The sequence below is a fragment of the Flexilinea flocculi genome, assembly GCF_001192795.1.
Taxonomy (GTDB): Bacteria; Chloroflexota; Anaerolineae; order Anaerolineales; family Anaerolineaceae; genus Flexilinea; species Flexilinea flocculi.
The window spans coordinates 337,475-358,942 of the sequence record NZ_DF968181.1; the positions used below are offsets into that span (position 1 = coordinate 337,475).

Annotated in this window: 14 protein-coding genes and 2 rRNA genes; 10 read left to right on the forward strand and 6 right to left on the reverse strand. The window is 40.4% G+C overall.

All coding sequences use genetic code 11. The features are described 5' to 3' along the window. Positions 1–111: 111 nt before the first annotated feature. From ATC1_RS06405 to mutM, 4 genes are all read left to right on the forward strand, one after another. A 23S ribosomal RNA gene (locus tag ATC1_RS06405) occupies positions 112–3,043 on the forward strand. 86 nt (positions 3,044–3,129) lie between these two features. After that, positions 3,130–3,246, forward strand: a 5S ribosomal RNA gene (gene rrf / locus ATC1_RS06410). 163 nt (positions 3,247–3,409) lie between these two features. Beyond that, positions 3,410–4,393, forward strand: coding sequence for a ribose-phosphate diphosphokinase (locus ATC1_RS06415; RefSeq protein ID WP_236688122.1), 984 nt, complete (start codon positions 3,410–3,412; stop codon positions 4,391–4,393). A gap of 6 nt (positions 4,394–4,399) precedes the next feature. After that, a complete protein-coding gene (mutM, locus tag ATC1_RS06420; protein WP_062279459.1) occupies positions 4,400–5,221 on the forward strand; it encodes a DNA-formamidopyrimidine glycosylase in 822 nt (273 codons plus the stop codon). On the opposite strand, the gene ATC1_RS06425 is transcribed toward mutM, so the two are convergent. Then, positions 5,218–5,961 carry an HAD family hydrolase gene (locus ATC1_RS06425; protein WP_062279461.1) on the reverse strand — a complete coding sequence of 248 codons (744 nt, stop codon included), beginning with the start codon at positions 5,959–5,961 and terminating at the stop codon, positions 5,218–5,220. The genes mutM and ATC1_RS06425 overlap by 4 nt on opposite strands. Before the next feature lie 183 nt (positions 5,962–6,144). Between ATC1_RS06425 and ATC1_RS06430 the strand changes: the two genes are divergently transcribed. From ATC1_RS06430 to ATC1_RS06455, 6 genes are all read left to right on the forward strand, one after another. Beyond that, positions 6,145–7,347, forward strand: coding sequence for a glycosyltransferase family 39 protein (locus ATC1_RS06430; RefSeq protein ID WP_062279463.1), 1,203 nt, complete (start codon positions 6,145–6,147; stop codon positions 7,345–7,347). A gap of 79 nt (positions 7,348–7,426) precedes the next feature. Then, positions 7,427–8,365, forward strand: a complete 939-nt coding sequence (locus ATC1_RS06435; protein ID WP_062279465.1) for an EamA family transporter — start codon at positions 7,427–7,429, stop codon at positions 8,363–8,365. 590 nt (positions 8,366–8,955) lie between these two features. After that, on the forward strand, positions 8,956–10,329 hold the full coding sequence (locus ATC1_RS06440; RefSeq protein WP_062279467.1) for a hypothetical protein: 1,374 nt from the start codon (positions 8,956–8,958) through the stop codon (positions 10,327–10,329). Continuing rightward, on the forward strand, positions 10,326–11,573 hold the full coding sequence (locus ATC1_RS06445; protein WP_062279468.1) for an HNH/ENDO VII family nuclease: 1,248 nt from the start codon (positions 10,326–10,328) through the stop codon (positions 11,571–11,573). The genes ATC1_RS06440 and ATC1_RS06445 overlap by 4 nt, the downstream gene beginning before the upstream one ends. Before the next feature lie 2 nt (positions 11,574–11,575). Then, the gene (locus ATC1_RS06450) at positions 11,576–11,965 is read left to right on the forward strand and encodes an SMI1/KNR4 family protein (protein ID WP_062279470.1); all 390 of its coding nucleotides are present in this window, start codon (positions 11,576–11,578) and stop codon (positions 11,963–11,965) included. A gap of 357 nt (positions 11,966–12,322) precedes the next feature. Next, complete coding sequence (locus ATC1_RS06455) at positions 12,323–13,480, forward strand: GTPase (protein ID WP_062279472.1); 1,158 nt, start codon at positions 12,323–12,325, stop codon at positions 13,478–13,480. A 312-nt stretch (positions 13,481–13,792) separates the two neighbouring features. On the opposite strand, the gene ATC1_RS06460 is transcribed toward ATC1_RS06455, so the two are convergent. From ATC1_RS06460 to ATC1_RS06480, 5 genes are all read right to left on the reverse strand, one after another. Then, the gene (locus tag ATC1_RS06460) at positions 13,793–15,265 is read right to left on the reverse strand and encodes a beta propeller repeat protein (RefSeq protein WP_062279474.1); all 1,473 of its coding nucleotides are present in this window, start codon (positions 15,263–15,265) and stop codon (positions 13,793–13,795) included. After that, positions 15,258–16,283, reverse strand: a complete 1,026-nt coding sequence (locus ATC1_RS06465) for a class I SAM-dependent methyltransferase (RefSeq protein WP_062279476.1) — start codon at positions 16,281–16,283, stop codon at positions 15,258–15,260. The genes ATC1_RS06460 and ATC1_RS06465 overlap by 8 nt, the downstream gene beginning before the upstream one ends. A gap of 360 nt (positions 16,284–16,643) precedes the next feature. Next, positions 16,644–16,991: an FmdB family zinc ribbon protein gene (locus ATC1_RS06470; protein ID WP_062279478.1), complete on the reverse strand. Its 348-nt coding sequence runs from the start codon at positions 16,989–16,991 to the stop codon at positions 16,644–16,646. Positions 16,992–17,116: 125 nt separating this feature from the next. Beyond that, positions 17,117–19,084 carry a hypothetical protein gene (locus ATC1_RS06475; RefSeq protein WP_062279480.1) on the reverse strand — a complete coding sequence of 656 codons (1,968 nt, stop codon included), beginning with the start codon at positions 19,082–19,084 and terminating at the stop codon, positions 17,117–17,119. Between the two features lie 81 nt (positions 19,085–19,165). Continuing rightward, the gene (locus ATC1_RS06480; RefSeq protein WP_062279482.1) at positions 19,166–21,016 is read right to left on the reverse strand and encodes a hypothetical protein; all 1,851 of its coding nucleotides are present in this window, start codon (positions 21,014–21,016) and stop codon (positions 19,166–19,168) included. Positions 21,017–21,468 lie beyond the last annotated feature (452 nt).

The window sequence follows — 21,468 nt, forward strand, 5'->3', positions numbered from 1 at the left end:
GCATAAAAGCTGAACGAAAAGAAAAAAACAAAAAAAGACGAAAGTCAAAGCAAAAACCGAGTGAAGTAAGAAAGAAAAAGAACAGAAAAAAGATCTGTTCCTTACATCACGTGAAAAGCTACTAAGAGCTTACGGAGGATGCCTTGGCGCTGAGTGCCGAAGAAGGACGTGGGACACTGCGAAAAGTCTGGGGGAGCTGTGAACGAGCGCCGATCCCAGAATATCCGAATGGGGAAACCCAACAGAGAGAACCTCTGTTATTCTCATATGAAAAAGATAGTATGAGAAAGGGAACCCGGGGAACTGAAACATCTAAGTACCCGGAGGAAAAGAGAATATTCCCAAAGTAGTGGCGAGCGAAATGGGAGAAGCCCAAACCGAGATGAAGAGATTCATGGAGGGGTTGTAGGATCAGTACAAAAAGTGAAAAAAGGCGAACTATAGCGGAATGACTTGGGAAAGTCAGCCAGAGGGGGTGAGAGCCCCGTACGCGAAATAGGGAGCACACCGTACTGACACCTGAGTAGTACCGTGCACGCTAATACGGTATGAAGCTGGGGAGTCCACTTCCCAAGGCTAAACACACACAGCGACCGATAGAGGACAAGTACCGTGAGGGAAAGGTGAAAAGTACCCCGATAAGGGGAGTGAAAAAGAACCTGAAACCGTAAGCTTACAAGCAGTCGGAGGGCAATGGTCGAAAGACAAAGCCTGACGGCGTGCCTCTTGGAGAATGAGCCTGCGAGTTAATAGTTGTGGCGAGGTTAAGGGAGAGAAACCCGGAGCCGAAGCGAAAGCGAGTCTGAATAGGGCGAAAGAGTCGCAACGATTAGACACGAAACTGGATGAGCTAACCATGAGCAGGATGAAGCGAGATTAAGCCCTCGTGGAAGACCGAACCTTTCAACGCTGCAAAGTTGAGGGATGACTTGTGGTTAGGGGTGATATGCCAAACGAATTCAGAGATAGCTTGTTCTCCCCGAAATAGTTTTAGGACTAGCGTAAAGAATAATGTGTGGAGGTAGAGCACTGACTGGACAAGAGGGTCAAAGACTTATCGAATCCAAACAAACTCCGAATGCCACAGATGGAATCTTTATAGTCGGACTGCGGGTGATGAGATTCGTAGTCGAGAGGGAAACAGCCCAGATCATCGGCTAAGGTCCCCAAATCTATGCTAAGTGGGAAACGATGTGGAGTTACAAAGACAACCAGGAGGTTCGCTCAGAAGCAGCAACCCTTTAAAGAGTGCGTAATAGCTCACTGGTCAAGTGATTCTGCGCGGAAAACGTAACGGGGCTAAGCATAGTACCGAAGCCATGGGATTGTCTGAAGAAGACGATCGGTAGGGGAGCGTTCTGTATGCGGAGAAGGGATACCGGAAGGAGTCTTGGAGCGTACAGAAGTGAGAATGCAGGCATAAGTAGCGTAAAACATGTGAGAACCATGTTCGTCAAAAATCTAAGGTTTCCGACGTCAAGTCAATCTGCGTCGGGTTAGTCGGGGCCTAAGGCGAGGCTGAAAAGCGTAGTCGATGGACAGCTGGTTAATAATCCAGCACCGATATCAGGGAGTGATGGAGAGACACAATAAGGAAGTCCAGCCTATTAGTGGATTTAGGTGGATGAACGGTAGGTGAAGAGAGCTGGAGTGAAAAGCCCAGTTTGAGCCGAGGGAAGTCAGGAGGCGCAAGCCGGAACTGAGATGGACCTTGTTGTCAAGAAAAACTTCTAAACGATGAAATGATATTGCCCGTACCGCAAACCGACACTGGTAGATGAGTAGAGAATACTAAGACGAACGGGAGAACTATCGTTAAGGAACTAGGCAAAATAGCCCCGTAACTTAGGGAGAAGGGGTGCTCAAGATTCTGATAAATAGGGATCATGAGTCGCAGTGAAAGGGTTCTAGTGACTGGTTAGCAAAACCACAGGTCTCTGCGAAGTCGAAAGACGAAGTATAGGGGCTGACGCCTGCCCAGTGCCGGAAGGTTAAGTGGAGGGGTTAGTGTTGAAAGACACGAAGCTCAGAAATGAAGCCCCGGTGAACGGCGGCCGTAACTATAACGGTCCTAAGGTAGCGAAATTCCTTGTCGGGTAAGTTCCGACCCGCACGAACGGCGTAACAACTAGAACACTGTCTCAACGATAGACCCGGTGAAATTGAAATGGCTGTGAAGATGCGGCCTACCCGCAGCAGGACAAAAAGACCCCGTGGAGCTTTACTGTAACTTGGCATTGAGTTTAGGTATAATTTGTGTAGGATAGGTGGGAGACTATGAAACTAGGGCGCCAGCCTTGGTGGAGTCGCCAGTGAAATACCACCCTGATGATATTTGGGCTCTAACCCTACGCCGTAAACCGGGTAGGGGACCGTGTCAGGCAGGCAGTTTGACTGGGGCGGTCGCCTCCAAAAAGGTAACGGAGGCGCCCAAAGGTTCCCTCAGACAGAATGGAAACCTGTCGGAGAGTGTAAAGGCAGAAGGGAGCTTAACTGCAAGACCAACGCGTCGAGCAGATACGAAAGTAGGGCTTAGTGATCCCACGATACAGAGTGGAATGGTCGTGGCTTACCGGATAAAAGCTACCCCGGGGATAACAGGCTGGTGAAGTCCAAGAGTTCACATCGACGACTTCGCTCGGCACCTCGATGTCGGCTCATCGCATCCTGGGGCTGTACAAGGTCCCAAGGGTCCGGCTGTTCGCCGGTTAAAGCGGTACGCGAGCTGGGTTCAGACCGTCGTGAGACAGGTCGGTCTCTATCCGCTGTGGGCGAAAGAGAATTGAGAAGGGCTGCCCCTAGTACGAGAGGACCGGGGTGGACAAACCTCTGGTGTGTCAGTTGTAATGCCAATTGCATAGCTGAGTAGCCACGTTTGGGAGAGATAACCGCTGAAAGCATCTAAGTGGGAAACTTGCTTCAAGATAAGTTCTCTTATCAGGAATGAATAAGATCGCACGGAGACTACGTGCTAGATAGGCTGGGAGTGAAAGTTCAGTGATGGATTGAGCAAACCAGTACTAATGATCGAAGGCTTGAGACGTGATGTAAGGAACAGGTCGGTTTTCTGTAAAAGGAAAAAAGGATACTACATACTGAGATTCAGTGAAAGAAGAAATAGAAAGTCATGTTGGTGACCAGAGGGACGTGGGTATACCCGGAAACATCTCGAACCCGGAAGTCAAGCGCGTCAACGCCGATGGTACTTGGAGGGCGACCTCCTGGGAGAGTAGGTCATTGCCAACATGACTTTTTTTTGTTAATACCATCCCCCCCATATATCCCCCCGTTTTGCTTGTGAAAAAATTGAATTAGTAACTACATTAAATTATTCTGAAAAAATTAGTAGATAATAATGCTATACTTTTTCATATGCGTGATAAATAAAAAATGAACCGGAGAGAAATAAATGCTGAGTCATCGACATGATTTGATGTATGGTGATATTAAATTATTTACTGGTACAAGCTGTATCCCGTTGGCAAAAAAAATAGCAGAATATTTGAAAGTTCCGCTTTGTGATCGGGATATTATTGAATTTCCCAATGAAAATCTGTTTGTGCAATTGAAAAGCAGTGTACGTGGCCAGGACTGCTACGTGATTCAAACAACATCCAGACCGGTTCATCGAAATTTGATGGAATTATTGATATTAATCCAGACATTAAGATTGGATTCTGCCGCCAGAATTACTGCTGTCATTCCATACCTATGTTATGCACGATCGGATAAGAAAGATCAGCCTCGTGTTCCGATAACAGCTCGATTAATTGCGGATATTGTCGAAGTTGCAGGTGCAGACCGCTATATGATGGTGGATGTGCATGCGGGTCAGATACAGGGTTTTTTCAGCATTCCTGGCGATGCATTAACCGCTTATCACAAATTACTGGAATATCTGAAAAAATTGAAACCAGGTTTGACGAGCCCAGTTGTCGTTTCAACAGACCTGGGATTTGCAAAAAAAGCAAGGAATATTGCTGAAGTATTGGATTTACCGCTTGCTTTTGTTGAGAAACGACGAACAGGCAACGATGCAAAAGCAGAAGCGTTGACGGTTATCGGCGATGTCCAAAACCGGGATGTCATTCTGGTCGATGATGAAATTGATACTGGCGGATCGATGGACAATGCGATTCGCATATTAACCAAAATGGGTGCGAAAGATGTATATGTGACTTTTGTTCATGCGGTGTTTTCTGGAAATGCTGCGGAACGATTGTCTGCTTCTCCGGCAAAAAGGTTTATCACAACGGATACAATCCCGATACCGGAAGCATCGAAACTCTTATTTGGCGACCGATTAGTAATCCTCAGCGTAGCAGATTTATTAGGCGAAGTAATTGCACGTGCCAATCGCGGCATCAGTGTGGGAGCAATGTTTAACGAATAAAATCCAATGCCGGAACTTCCTGAAGTTGAAACATTTGTTCGTTCTCTAAAGTTTGGTGGAATGACCGGAGAACCAATTCTAAATCGGCTGATACAACATGCCGATTTATTTTGGTATCGAACGTTAGCCTTCTCCGATGAAGGAGATAATTTTCTGTCATGGTTCCCTGGAAAAACGATTGAAGACATTACGCGCAGAGGCAAATACATAATTCTTTCAATTCCCCCGAAATTCCTGATCATTCATCTGCGAATGAGCGGCGATCTTCGTGTGGAATCGCAAAACTCTCAAATCAACAAAAAACATGACCGTTTTCTTATCGAATTTTGTGACAGTTACCGGCTTGTCTTTAATGATCCGCGAAAATTTGGACGCATCTGGCTTATCAATCATCCGGAATATGTATTTCAAAAGCTTGGCATCGAACCGTTTTCTTCTTCTTTTACAGCAGCGTGGATGAAAGAAAATGCCCGAAAGAAAAAGAAAGTGATCAAGACGTTACTGTTGGATCAGACTTTCATTGCGGGTATTGGCAATATTTATTCAGACGAAGCCTTATACCGGGCGGGAATTCATCCCAATCGAAAAGCAGATGATTTATCCGATGCGGAAATAGATCAATTGACACATGCCATTCAAAATGTCCTGCAGGCTGGTATTGCGCAAAACGGAGCCAGTATTGATTGGGTTTATCGGGGTGGAAATTTTCAAAACCATTTTCAGGTATATCATCGCAGCGGTAAGCCTTGTTATCGTTGTGGCACTCTCATAGAAAGATCGGTCATTGGACAGCGATCTGCGCATTTTTGTCCAAATTGTCAGATTTAAAAGATTTTTTCAAAAGTTTTGATAATTTCGAGGACCTTTTTCAAAGAAGATGTTACAGCATCCGGTTTGCATAATGGTAGCATTAATTGCGATGAAACCGCATATCGATTGAACCAGATTGTGTGCATCCCTTTTTTGTATGCGCCCCAGATATCAGCCATAAAGGAATCTCCGACCATCACACTTTCTGCGGGACTGCTTACCAATGAATATAACGCTAAATCAAAAATCTCCTGTCGAGGTTTTCGGTATCCTGTCTCTGCAGAAATGATCACACTTTGGAAGTATTTTTCGAGATGATATTTTTGTAGAAGCTGTCGGATATCTTCCGCATAGCTTGCATTGGTGATCAAACCGATTTTTAAATTCTGGTTTTGCAGCAGTTCCAAAGTGTCTATTGCATAATCAGTAAGGTACCAATTCGCTTCAGTACTTGCATAAAAAGCTTTTAAAGATTTTAAAATGTGTTCTTCTGGAACATGGCTGAAACCCATTTCCTCGAGAGTATGAGAAAGAATGATATCTGCGCTATGTTCGATATAATCCATTTCTCGCAAATTGTAATAATTCATCAGGTTTTGAAAATGCTTTTCCGCCAGCTCATTGGGATGGACAGGATAATTGAATGCTTGAAATGCTTCGGCTAATTTTTCACAGGCAATGCGAATGCTGTTGCTGTTTAACCGCTGGTTGTATAAGAGGGTGTTCCCAAGATCAAAGAATACAGTTCGGATCTTCATTGCGTTATATCGTTAATGTTTCCTGTCAAAAAGTCTACGAATATCTGATAATTTTACAATGATTTATGCCTTCTGTCTGGATTCTGAAATTCGAATGAAAGACTTGTTATTCAAATCAATCAGTCAAAAAGTATGTTCATATTTCGAATTGCTGCTTTTTCAGCGGTAAAATTGTAGCTAATTATGACAAGCTCAAAGATCGCACGAAAAATCAAGGATACCGCAGCTATCCAATGGATTCGTTCCCATCAAGTTGTCTTTATCAGAATACTTGAAAGCTGGTGCCTGTCAAGAGCATTGCTTCTGATCATTGCATGGTTTTCTCCATATTTTGCGGGTAATCCGATCTATCAGAAATACATCGATCAAGGTTATTTTTTATCCCCAAAGTGGTGGATTGATATCTGGTGTCGATGGGACAGCAAATGGTATCTTTCTATTGTGCAATATGGGTATACGATCCCGCAGGATATCAGCTCGCAATACAGTAATATTGCCTTTTTCCCGTTGTACCCGTATCTCATTAAAATATTCACTTTCTGGCTTCCTGATTCTCTGCAGACTGAAAGCTTTTTCCTTCTGACCGGACTGATGATTTCGAATATTTGTTTTATCCTGGCTCTGTTTGGTTTATACGAATTAGGAAAAACTTTATTCGGAGAAGAATCAGCCAAAAAAGCTATACTGCTTTATTTGTGCATTCCTGCCGGATTCTACTTCTCAGCTTTTTACACGGAAAGCTTGTTTTTATTTTTGATCGTTTTTTCCCTCGTGTTTGCTGAAAAAAACGAATGGAGAGCGGCAGGATTTTTTTCCATGTTCGCCGCATTGACGCGGCCGCATGGAATCCTGATCCTGATTCCCCTGGGATGGATCTATCTCTCCAAAAAGAATTGGAAATTCAGATCAATTCGTTCTGACATCTGCTGGCTGCTCCTGGCGCCAATGGGTATTCTTGTATTCTTTTTTGGATTGTATCGCCTGACAGGTAATTTCTTTGTATTTTTTGAAGCACAAGGTTCCTGGGGACGTTCCATAGGGGTTTCATTCTTTTCAAGTTATTTTGAACCACTTTTTAATCGTTTCAATCGTATTGCCGTGATCGATACGCTGATGATTACGCTGTCATTCATCCTGAGTATTGTCTTATTGATAAAAATTCCCCAAAAAGCATATGGCATTTATGCATTATGCGCAACATTGATCCTGATTCTGACCGGCAACTTATTTTCGATGACGCGTTATACGGCTGCAATTTTCCCCATTTTCCTGTTCGCCGGCCACTTTTTGTCCAATCAAAAAGTATTCACGGCGATTTGCGGAATCTTTATTATCCTGCAAATTCTCTTTTTCAGCGGTTGGATTAATTATTATTGGATCGCATAAAACAGACTCTTTATTCAATAAACTTGTCATGATCCATTTTTTGGTCTCTGGATGATGACTGAAAAGGTGGATTCTTTTTGTGAGCAAAAAAAATACAGCATTCGGTATCATCGCAGTATTGCTCTGGGGTTCCAACATGGGATTTTCCAGAATATTGCTGGAATCTTTAGGCCCGTTCATGACAAGCAGCATCGAGATGATTTTTTCCGGCGGGGTATTAATCCTTTTAATGCTTTTTCAGCGGAAAAGCATTGCTTCGCTGCTACAGCTTCCAAAGGCCTATCTGATCAGTTGCAGTATATTATTCACAATCAACCATCTCGCTCTGAATTACGGTATTGCGTTATGTGAAAACCGTTCACAAATTTTAATCATCACCGCATTAAATTACCTCTGGCCGATTTTAACGATTATTGTCTCAATCCCGATCTTGAAAAACCGGTTTCGAAAGCTATATTTTTTCGCAGGTGTTGTGATTACGATTTTTTCTACAAGTTACATCTCGCTTCAGGGTGGCTCATTGGATCAGCGTTCGATTTTTTCTGATCGTTCGTGGATCGCTTATCTGAGTACTTTCATTGCAGCGGTCGATTGGGCTTTTTATTCTGCGTTTGTGACCAAATTTCTTGCAGGAAGAGAAAAGAGCGAAACGGCGCTGCCGCTTTTTATGCTGTTCGATGGCATTATTGCTCTGATTCTAAGCCTTGTGTTTCGGGAAAAATCGAATTGGACGATTGAAATATGGTTTCCGTTGCTCTATACAATCATATTCCCTTCGCTTTTAGCGTATCTATTTTGGGATCTCGGTATCAGCAGAGGAAATTCAAATCTCGTACGATTCTTTTCACTTTTCACGGTTGTCCTGTCAACCATTTCATCATCGGTAATTTTGAAAATTCCTTTACGATGGGATGTTGTTCTGTGCAGTTTTTTGTTGTTCCTGGGGGCTTACGTTACACAAAAGTCAATATTACACCGAGGGCATGAGAAAGTCACTTCAGGTCAAACCGGAGAATAATACAGTACGTTACAGTGTTTAAATTTTGTCATTCTGGTCACGATATGAATCGAATTTGTCCAGTTCTAATAAACTGATCGCTGACAGCATTGTAAATAAAAGAAAAAGTAATGACAAAATAACGTTCATTTATATTCGGCTTCCGAATTTAATATTAATAAAAATTTATTTGTATTAATATAAATACGTAGGGCATTGGAAAAAGTTTCTTTATACGGGTAATCATTCAACGAAATGAGATGTTTCCAAAACTATAAGAAGAAATATTTATAGCCCTTTAGTTTGTATGTTCCGCTCAAAAGTGTCTCTTTGATCACATTTAGTATTAATTCCATCAATAAAATTTACCAATAAAGAATAAACAATCTTTTTCTTATAAACTCCTCCAAAAATTACATTTGCCGGAGTCATCCCCTACGTTCCATTGAAGAATCTGAGAATTTCACAAAATTGTCTTTCACTTCTTAGATTTATTCGAAAAGTTTCTTGTCGGTTTATTATTCGGTTATAATAAGAAACCGAAACGCTTTTTACCTGCAAATTGCAAAATGGAATAACGTTATTACAAAAAATTTTCAAAAGAGAGAATTATGAAAAGAATTATCTGTACACTAATTTTCTTAATAGGATTGTTCGTATTCTGGGGAACGTTTTATCCGATTCAGACTTTTGCTGAAGACTTAACTAATCAGAATAATGCGGTTAGATATTATCTCGGTTCCCCAGTAAATACAGGTTGGGATGACGGTTATTCGGAAACAAACAAGATCGAATATAAAGATCCCCATTTTGGCTGGATACTTGGTAAATTTTTTGTAAGTGGATACACACGGGAAACAAAAGATGACAAAGACAATCCCGTATTTCTTAAAAATCCTGCTGATAAAGTTACTCTTTGGTTTAACCTTGAGCAAGACATGGATATGCTGAATAACGATTCAACACTTTCTATCGCCGAAGATCAAAATGGTTTTGATGAATATTTTGGAATCACCAAAACCAATTTTGGTAGAGGCACTTTAATAACAAGGCATACGGATTATCAGAATTTGCCTGGGAATCCTGTTCTTTATACAGATTTTTTGGCGGCAAAAACTTCATTGCTATCAGATACCGAGGTAGAACTTTTCGAAGAGGGTGATTATGAAATTGCATTGAACTATGAAATAAAGAAGAGCCCGATGGCCATTGCAGGGCATTCTATTTTGCCGACTTATACAAATTATAGAATCTTCTTTAGTTTTTCTGTTCGCAATGGAAACTGCATGATTTACCCACTAGATGTAATTACAAATAGTGAATTAATGAATAGTTCGATTACCGAAGATGGATTCTTTCTTGATCTGGCAAAATCTCGTTATCTTGATATCAATATCAAAAAGGAAGTTCTGAACGATAGCGCTGATGGATTAACTGAAGAGGTTCGATTCAACATACCTGCAAAAGATGGAGATCAATATACAGAAGAAGGAATCTACACTATTACGGTTAAAAATCGATATACCAATGAGACCACCACGAAGAAAATATATGTGGGTACCAATAATGTTCTCAAAGCTCTTGTTACCTCAAATCTTTCACTCAATGAAATAAAAGAACAACTTGCGGCTGGAGCTCAAGTCGCTGATGATGGTTCAATCATTCCACCACAAATTGTGCCCCCTACTGTAACAACAACCGATGCACAAACAGTAAGTGCCAAAGTAACTCAATCCCCAATTTATGAGAGAACAACCCAATTAAAAACTGATTTTCAACCAGACAGCGAAAAAAGATTGAGGAATCGTGTGATTTGGTCTATTGTGATCCTTGTACCTGTTTGTGTACTGTGCATATTTTTTATTCGAAAACGAAATGGTTTAAAAAAAGATTTATCAAATGATATAACGATTGTGGAAGATACAGTGAACGAGACAATGATCAATGACTTATCAAATGATGAAAAAGAGGAATTCGACAAATGAAAAGAATCATTTCTTTACTCTTAGTCTTTATTTTCCTCTTGACTGGCTGTTTACCACAAAAATCTATAACACAAGAAACTGCACATATAGTAACAATTGTTCCGACGCCTGAGAACACATTGTTTTTTCAAGATACAGAGGTCTCTCTATCTGAAAATGAGTCAGAGACACAGACTGCTGCTGTAAGTTTTCCAAATTTGCGCGATTCTGCTCTTTTACCATATGTGGAGGAGGCTGTTTACAATGATTTGGTAACCGAGCTTGAAAGTGATTCTTATTTTGTAGAAAATGTCCAGGCAATCTATGTTTCAAAAGAATACCTTGATGATCTGACTTCTAATTCTCGAAAGAATATCTATTTTGGATATACTCTCGAAGAAATTGAAGCCCAGTTCCAAGGTGAAAAGTTTATTTTTACATTGGGTGATGACGGACGGACAATTGTACAGAAATTTGAAAATTACAATGATACTTACGAACAAGTCATAAGAAATTTGGCAACCGGTGCCGGTATCATACTCGTCTGTGTTACTGTCTCGGCTGTTACAAGTGGAATAGCTCCAGCTGTCAGTGTTATTTTAGCCATGTCGGCTAAAACAGGTACTGCAGTGGCCTTGTCTTCTGGCGTGCTCAGCAGTGTTGCCGCAGGAATTGTGACAGGGATAGAAACCAAAGACTTCGATGAGATGCTTAAGTCTGCCGTGCTTACAGGTAGTGAAAGTTTCAAATGGGGAGCGATTACCGGAACATTTTCAGGAGGAATCAGCGGTGCAAATGCGCTTTATGGAGCAGCACGAAATGGATTGACCATGAATCAAGCTGCAATAATTCAACGGGAATCAAAACTTCCATTGCCTTTTATCAAGAATTTTCATTCCGTGAAAGAATATACTGTGTATAAGGAAGCGAATTTGAAAATTGCAAAGGTCAATGGCAATTGGGCATACTTACAAGATATCGATTGGAATTATGTTGGCCCTGATGGAAGAACCAATGTTGAACGAGTGCTTGCTGACTTGGCTCCGTTAGATCCAGAAGGAATCCCGTACGAGTTACATCACATCGGACAGAAGGCAGATTCTCCACTTGCGATACTGACTCAAAAACAACATCATAAAAATTTAGGAATTCTTCATAAGAATTTATCAAATACTGTAAGTGAAGTCGATCATGGAACTGCTTGGATAAAACAAAAAAATTCGTTTTGGAAAAGCCTGCTTGATACATCTTTGAAAGGGAGTTAATTGTGTCAAAAATCGTATCAAAGATATCTGCCATGCGGTCATTCAAAGGAATGATGCCAGCTACAGATGAGCAAATAACAACTGCTGAACAAAGGTTAGGGGTGCAATTTTCGCCTGAATACAGGGAATATCTTTCCGCTTATGGAGCAGCTTCGGTCTTTGGACATGAACTAACCGGAATTTGTACCCTATCGCGTTTAAACGTTATCGAGGTTACGATATCTGAACGTGTGGATAATCCATCTGTTCCGTTGAATTGGTATGTTATTGAAGAAACACATATCGATAGCATTGTCATTTGGCAAACGGAAACAGGTGAAATATTCCAATCAATTCCCAATATGCCACCATTGAAGCTATGTGATTCTCTTTCAGAGTACATTGATTTATGAACACATCATAGATTCGGTACAACCGATCAAGTTAAACCTGAAGGTTTCTGAAAAGAACAGCTCATCGAAAAAATTGAACTTTATGTTGAAGAGGTTCATAAATAAGCATCCACAGTATTTATTATTTGACGCAATAATTTGCAAGCGATATAGATGTATATCGACATATATCGATGTGTTTTTTGCGCTTATGCGCAAAAAACACTGAATCGAAAAATTGAATGAAGTCAAAACAGAAATAATATTCTAATATATTTTGCTTCGAGTATGACAACTCACCGGGAAAAACCGTGTCTTTTAAAATCATTGGTTTACAGTCTATTAACATAACAAAATACTTTAGAGAAAGATAGAAATATGGAAAAAGGTAATGTATTAGTAATTGGTAATTCTGGCGTTGGTAAATCCACCCTAATTAATTCAGTTCTTGGTGAAGATCGTGCCAAAACTGGTTTTGGCACTTCTGGCTCAACTGGAGAATTAAAGATTTATCAAAATGATGTTGTTCCGTTTCGTCTTATCGATACAGTTGGATTTGAACCATCATGGTTGAAAAGTAGAATGGCAATTAAAGCAGTAGAAAAATGGTCGAAAAAGAGTGTCAAAGAAGGAAACAAGGATACACAGATAAATGTGATCTGGTTTTGCATTGAAGGAACATCAAGCAAGTTATTCCCGGAAACAATAAATAACCTTTCTAAGGCCACAAAAATGTGGCCATCGATTCCCGTTATTGTTGTTATCACAAAATCCTACTCTGTTCCTGATCGCATTAAGAATACCGAAATGGTGCATAATGCTTTTGCGAAGCAGAATCGCAATTCAATTAATCTTAAGAAAGTCATCCCTGTCGTAGCAGAAACATTTACAATCAATGACAATGCGTACGCGGCACCAGAAGGAATTACTGACTTATTGGAAGCCACAAATGAGTTGCTGCCAGAAGGAATGAAGGCTGCTAAAATAGATATTGCACAATTTATCCTCGATCGTAAAAGAGTTTTTGCCCATAGTATTGTTGGGGTTGTTACAGCTGGGGCAGTTGTTGTGGGAGCTGTATCGCTTCCTTTTTCCGACGGATTAATTTTAGGTCCAACAGAAACCGGTTTAATTTATGGGCTTTCTCAAATTTATGGAATCAAAAAAGACGAGAAATCGAAGGATTTTTTTGATTCAATTATAAATGTCGGGACAGCAAGCATTGCCGCTAAAACTGCAATCAGCGCAATTAAAGCAATTCCAGGAATAAACATTGGAGCAGCCGTGTTGAATGCGATTATCGCTGGAAGCATCGTCGCTGCTTTGGGCGAAGGATCAATTTATGCGTTTGAACAGGTTTACTTGGGGAAGAAAACCGTTGAAGATATTGAATGGGTGAAAAACCTTTTGAATTCAAGACTATCAAATCAGTTCATTGACAAGGTTATGGAGGTCATCAAGAATCTTTCGGATAAATCCGACAAGGATTCCATAATTAAAGCAATTCTGGATTTATTTTCATCTTCAAAAAAATAAAGATAGTAAAGAATACCTGAATTTTGAAATTACTGCCCATGAAAGTTTTTTGCTTCTTATTCATCGATTGTGATGATACCAGAGCGGAAAGGTTGTTAGGCACCTATAAATGGTCTGAGACTAAGAATTTTATTGAATTCAATCCTTATACGGAATATAAAGATTCGTCAAATTGCCTTTTAATACGACTAACTGATACTAATTTGGGGCTGATTGAAAACTTGATAACTCAAATATTGAGCGTAAAAATGTCTTTATTTTGTTATAAGCTCGATACTTAGGATGCAATTTTCGAATTGCTGCGAAAACGAATCAGGGATTGACCATTGGCAGAATCTGTGACCAGGTAAACCCGCCGTCTTCGGTTTTTACCATGGCATTTCTGCCCTGATATTCCACAATCCCCCAACCTATGACCGGTGTAATAAAATGCAGTTTACTTTTCCAGGCAGTGCGGGAGATGACATTCCAGTCGACACCGCCGTTGCTGGTATAAAGTATTTCATAATCCGAAGTTGCTCCCGGATCTGCAAGCTGAGAATACCACCCCTGGTAAATTCCGTAGAATTCGAGAGAACCATCTGCTTTGGGAAGCTGCATTGTCCGCCAGGATTTTCCCGCATCATAGGTCCAATAAATCACCGATAATGCCTTTTCAAGGGAACCGCCGGTGCAAGTCATTTTCGTCCAGGCATATTGATATTGAAAATCGACAAATTTTGGAGTGGTTAAAGAACATGTATAGGCGCCGCTGGAAAACAAATCGGTGGGAATGTTGTCACCTTCCGGTTTTGGAAGATTTACTTTCGTCCAGGTGTTACCGCCATCCGTCGTCTGCCATAAAAATGTGTCAGGCTCATCGCGTGAGTTACTGCCGCTGATCCAACCTTCCAACGCATTCCGAAAAACAGCGCCATTTTTTCCACCTTTAGACGGAAGATTAATCGAATCGGATGAGACTCGCAGCGTCCAGCTTTCACCGCCATCATGGGTAGTATATAAACCAATATATTCGCGATCCTGATTCTTACCTAAATTGGCGAAAATCCATCCTATGGATGCATCGATAAAACCGATTGCGGCATTATTAAAATATTGGATGGTATAACCGGTAACCGGCAATTTTGAAGAATTCCACGTTACACCACCATCCGCTGTCATCCAAACATCCATCCCTGTTTGCGGTGTCCACTGATTGGTTTCCCAAAATAGTATCCATGCTCGATTCGCATCTAAAAAATAAGTGGAAATTTCTACATCTTTCCCCACATTTGCATAAATTGCTTCATAAGGCGTTACATTCTTCCAATTGACTCCTCCATCGGAGGTTCTGACAACAATTTTTCCTTCACCCTGGGGAATTTTTCCGATACCCCACCCTTCAGCGCCATTAATCATTACCAGATCAAGAATGTCAATTGCAGTCATTTGCAAAATCTGTGTCGGCGCAAGATGAATAGGCGGCGTATTCGTGATTGCTGGTTCGGGTGGATTTGTCTGCCGCATCACGATTGTCGGTGTCGTATAAACGGTTGGTGAAGGAATTGTTGGAATGATCGGCTGCAGATCAAATATTCGGACCTTACAACCGGAAATTGAAATGGTAAATAAGACAACGAACAAAAAAAAGCTTAAAGGTTTATGAAGACAAAGGTATTTCTTTGCAATATCTTTTTTGATAAATAATTTACGGGAAGCAAGGATGGCTCCTGCAAACTGAATTTTGAGAAATTTTCGTCGGGATTTAATCGGATCAACCGTTTTTATCAACTTGATATTATTCATAGCGGCCATCTTTTCTATGAACTTCAAGAATCACAATTTTCGTTGAATGATTAAATGGAGCTGGGTCTGCCGGCATATGTTCCTGGTTGAATTCCCCTCCAAAAAAAGAGGTTGGCACAGGGATGAAGTCTTTGATTTGTACAAAGCTATCTGTGCAGATTTTCTCCAATTGGGCTAAGTACTCCTTGCCGGAAAGGAATAAGGCGTTATTGATCGTAATAATATTTCCGCCCTCTGCAACTAAGGGGCGAATTTTATTGATCAATTTGATTCCATTTTGCAGCTGATCGACAATTCCGTCATCCGTCTTTGAAAAGAAAGGCGGATCGATAATCACAGTATCAAACAAATTGTTATTTTGTCGTAAATCGGAAGCAACCCGAAAAAAATTGCCGGGAATTATCCGATATCTTTTTGGATCGATTTGATTGATTTTTGCTGTCTCCGAGAAAATTTGCAGAAAATGAGGATTCAGATCAGTTTGGATTACGAATTTCGCATTGCCAGCTAAAGCAGCCATTCCCAAACTGCCCGTGTAAGCAAATGTATTGAAAACCCTTTTACCGGCAGCGTTTTCTAACAGCCATTTTCGGAGAAGACTGCTGTCCAGGTAAAAACTGCAATCCCGATTTAGCTGCAAATTGATTTTATAACGAGTGTCCCATTCAGCAATCTCAACATCTGGCTGATTCCCAAATAATATTGTTCCCTGTTGCTTTTTCGGGTTTTTTGAAAAACGTTCCTTCAGCAGGATACATTTCAAGTCGGGGATCCAGTTTGCTGCATCTTCACCGATTGCAGTACTCAATGGATAAGCGTTTCCCTCCGTTTTATTGAAAGAGTGAATTACGAGTGTGCGACCATAAAGATCGATCGATATTTCCGGGAAACCTTCTGTAAAACCGTTGAATATTCTTAAAGCATTTTTTCCGTTTTCAAAAATTTGTTTTTCTCTTTTGAGAAAAGCTTTATGAAAAAGTTGTGAAAATGAAAGATTGTAAGAAGTTACTTGATCCATGTGATTTTCATTAAGCAAAAAAATCTCATTCACATGACAGAATGAGATTTTGACAAGTTACGGGATCGGAAAATTAGAATCGGAGGCTGGATAAAAGCATCGAAAATACAAGGAGTAAAGCGATGACAATCCCTATAATACTCATTGTACGGGCTCTTTTTTTCTGAGCATTCTTTTGCTGATTTTTTTCGCGTTGAATCTTGTCCTGTTTTGTTACTTTCTTGTTCATTATGTTACCTCTGGATTATCGATTTCATCATCCCTTTAATGATTTCTGCGAAAAAATTCCCTGAAGGTCATAATCGGGATATGTTTTTTGGGAGAGTGCATCAGTCTTATAGTTCAATGAATAAAGGCAGCTTATTTTGAGCTCGCAACCGGTTCGGCAGATTTTGCTGCAGTCGACTGAGGAATATTGGCGCTTTCTGTTTTCACAGTTTTCTCAGCTTTCTTGCCAGTATCCGTCTTTTTTTCCGTTTCAGCAGCAGATCCGTCATGATTATTACCTGAAGATGTCATTCCAGAAGGAGAGCGGTGATCTGTCGCATAAAAACCGGATCCTTTGAAAACAATTCCTACCGGGGAATAGACTTTTCTTAAGGTCATTTGTTTACACCGCGGACATACTTTTAATGCATCTTCCGAAAAATGTTGAAATACTTCGAATTTATTATTGCAATTATCACATTCATACGTGTAAGTTGGCATTTGTTCTTCCTCAATATAAGTTCACACTTTGTATATTCTGACCCCTAATCATACCAGCCAATTGTTTGAAAAACATTAACGGCGCAGCAGAAATCTATTAAGAATCTATACAACCTAAAATTATATCAAAGTTTTTTGCCGATTTCCTTCCAGGTTTCAAATTCGCTGTCACCATCCAGGTCACCGGTGAAGAAATAGCCATCTCCATCCAACCAGTTTTTATAATTGAAGAAGAACATACCGTCGATACCCATTTTTATTGGATATTTATTTGTCGCGACATACCGCTCCATGGTTTCATCCCAGAGATAAAACTCTCCTTTAACTTGAAACTTAGCGTTTTTAAATTTTGAAGCGTTCTCTTCGTTTGCAGCGGTAATCCAAATTCCGACTTGACTGTAATCATAATCATGGAATATTACAAAATCGATCGGTTCTTTGATTTTTTCATCACCATCGAACGCAGTGAAGAATTTCAAGTTATACTCACCGTTTTTATCCGAAATTGTGAATTCGATTTCTGGTAAATGCGCAGGGTCGGACATGATTTCAAACGCTTCATATTCCACATCATTGTTTTCCCTATGTACCGGCGGATTATAAACGAAATTGGGTTCTTTGTAAGACTCCAATACGTTTCTTAGTTTAAGCACCGTCCCCGGAGAAGTGATCTCAGCATCAAAAACGGCCTGATTGCTCCTTTCTTCGGGAGAGTTGATCCAAAGATAATACTTCAAGTCCGTTGGAAGCAGTGCTGACGATCGATAGACAGACCGGGTTACCGTTACACCAGGAATACTGTCATATTTTGTATCGCTCTCCCAGTCATATCCGGCTTTTTGATCAGCATCTGTTTCGACATAAATATTGATGTCTTTATCAACATAAATTTTATTGTAACTATTCTTATCCGTATTATTGTCTGGTTTCGGTGTCGGAGTTGATGGTATCGGTTTAGGAGTAGCAGTCGAAATTCGCTGCGGTTCAAATTCAGTTTGTTCAGTTGGCTGAACCGTATCTGGAAATAACCAAGGCATCAGCAAATCATAGATAGAAGATGATGATTCTGAGTCATCCGGTGATTTGGATGAATCCTGTTCATCAGGAAACAACCATGGACCAAAAATATCGTAAATGGAATCCGATGAGGAGCTGTCTTCGTCAGGAGTTTCAACGTCAGGATTTATCCATGGGATTGATACATCCGGGATCGAATCGGGAATGTCGGCTCCCGAGTCCTCCGATGAAGAAGCCGGGCAAAAATCGCAATCGAATTTTCCCAATCTGGAATCAACAGGAGAAAGCTGAAAAGGATTCTTATTTCCTTTTCCATCGTAGACATCTTGCTGCATTCCAGCCATTGTCGCACCGGAGTAAGACCAGGAATTCTTTTTGGTATCGACTGTAATATATCGTTCCTCATCCGGGTAGTTATTGTCATAAACCATAATCCAATAGATTCCGTTACCTCGTTCTTCGACCGCATAGGCAGTAATCGCATGTCCGCCCGTCAGATTCTTTTTGAAAATTCCGATGGGAACAGTTCTGTTTGGATCTTTTTTAAACCATTTAATCAGTGTTTCTAATTGCGTATTTGGATCTTCCTCGATTAGATGCCCATCCATAAACCATTGCGTGGCAAACCAGTAAGCCAATTCCCTTTGCAGTGGTGAATTATTTTCTAATTGAAGATTGTTGACTTTTTTTGCGCCAAAGTCTTCAGGTTTTTTGATCCCGTCATAAAAAAGTGTGCTAAGGACAGCCATTCCTTCGCAATGTCCTCCGGACATCGTCCGATTGACTTCATCCATCCAGCTTTTCGCTACTTTCAGCAGTGTACAACTGCCATCCGCATTTATTTTTTTGCACACCTGATCGCCAAACATTCGACGCATTTCAATCGAGGTCAAGTTCTGCACTGAGGAACATGACCAGAAATTACTGCAGATCTGACCGCCATAGTTCTCAAATCCAAAGCCGTCAGCCTCGGGACGGAATCCTGTGTCTACATCGTAGTTTTTGGCGGAGACTGCTGAAAAAGCAATTCCGATCAATAAAAGAAAAGCGCACAGCAAGAATAATTTGTGTTTCATTTTCACCATCCTGTTTTCGCACTGCGAATCAAAGTCATCTCATTTGATCGAAGGGCAATTCCAAATTCCGAGTTACTGGTTTTAGCCCAGAGTTATGCTTGTTTCCAACTCAAAATCACCATCAGCATCTTGCTCGATCGTCAAAATTCCGCTGTCCTGCCAGTCTAAATAATTGATATAAAAAGCTCCGTTTACATCCAGTTCAATTGGATTATCCGGGTTTGTGGATATTTGTTTTTCTCCATTCTCATCATAGATGAAAAATTCACCGCTGATCAGGAAAGAAGTGTCTTTAAACATTTCAGTTTCAGCATCATCCGCTGCATAAATTTCAATTCCTAACTGACCTGAGTCATAATCATGATAGATCAGAAAATCGATATTGTTTTCGATTTCTTGACTGCCATTAAATTCGGTTTGAAATGCAAACCGATATTCACCAAATTCATCACTGATGACGAATTCAACACCTGGCAGGTAAGCAGGCGATGCAACCACTTCAAATGATTCATAACGAACATCATTTTCTTCATCATAGGTTGGAGGCGTATAAACAAAATTGGGGTATTCGTAGGATTCCAAAACATCCGTCAAATAGAGAATTGTTCCGGGCGAAGTGATATCGACATCGAATGTTGTCCATTCTTCTTTTTCCGGAGAATTCATCCATAAGTAATAAACCAGATCCGTTGGCAGTTTTGCTGTGCTGCGCTGCATGGATCTTTTAATTTCGACGTTAGGAATTTGATCATAATTTTTCTCGTCTTCCCAATCGTAGCCGGATTTTAGACCGTCTTCTGTTTCAATATAGATATTAATAGCGGAGTTTACACCGATTTTATTAAAATCGATTTCCGGATTGCCCCAAAGATCTGGCGCCCCAACTTCCCAGGCTGAATCATCTTGCCAGGGACTTTTCTGTGGTGTCGCTGTCGGTCTACCCCAGGGACTGACTGGTTTCGTCGGTTCGCTTTCGGTTTGATCCCACGGTGACGGTCTGACTGGCATTGCTGTTGGACTTTCTTGCGTTGATTCAGCATCGGCGCCTCCTCCCCATGAGGACGCGGAAATTGCGGGGCAGAAATCGCATTCAAATTGTCCCAGGCGGGAATCTATCGGAGCAAGTTGAAAAGGATTTGTATTCCCTTCTCCATCGTAAAGATCCTCAGCTAAATCGGACATTGTCGCCCCTGAGTATTGCCATGAATTTTGTTCTGTATCGATGATGATATAGCGTTCTTCATCCGGATAATTATTGTCATAAACCATAATCCAATAAATACCGTCATCCTTTTCTTCAATTGCATATGCAGTAATCGCATGGCCATCGCTGAAATCTCGTTTGTAAATACCAATCGGGATTAATATGTTCGGATTGCTTTGATATGCATCAATCAGCCTTTGAAGCTGTGAATTTGGATCCTCTTCAATTAAATGGTCATCCATATACCATTGTGTTGCATACCAGTAGGCAATTTCATTTTGGAGGGCTTTATTTCCCTTCAGGTTGAGATCATGTACGGATGAATCGCCAAAAGTGATCGGATTCTTCATTCCGGCATAAAAAAGCGAACTCAAAACCGCCATACCCTCGCAATGGCCATTCTCCATGGACTCATTGACCTCGTCCATCCAGCTTTCTGCTACTTTCAATAGTTCACAGCTGCCGTCGATGTTCAATTTGCGGCATACCTGATCGCCAAACATTCTCCGCATTTCGACTGAAGTGAGATTTTCAATGGAAAATGTCTGATTGCAATAGGAATCACTGCATCCGTAATTTCCATAGTTTTCAAAACTGAATCCATTGATATTCGGTCTGAAACCAGTATCGATATCATAATGAGTCAAAGTCTGATTTGCAGATACTATTTGACTGCCGAATAATAAAACGATGAGGAATGAAAGCAACATGACTGATTTCGATTTCATGAGATCTCCTGTGTATAATTGAGGATTATACCGTTTTTCTTTGAGCAGGAAAATTTTCAAAATTCTTTTTGTAAAATATTATTGAAAATTCACTTTGAAAACAGATAGTTCCATTAATTCCTTATTGTGAATTTTCTGAATTGGCGGAAAAGATAAAAAAATTCAATGTATCATAGTATGATTGATTCACAAGAATTGACTAGTGGTTTGAATTATGAAAAGAATTATTTGTAGTTATGCTGTTTTACGTACTGCGCAAAAACAGCATAACTACTTTTTTTTTATAATTATAAAATTTTTTCAAATTTCGAATTACAAATTTTTCTAAATAATTCTTGTGAAAAAACTCTGAATCATGAAATGAAAATATTTTTCGAATGATTCATATTCATGATTTTTTTCAGAATTGTAAGAGTTATCCAGGCATCACAAAGGAATCCCTATTGTTTTGT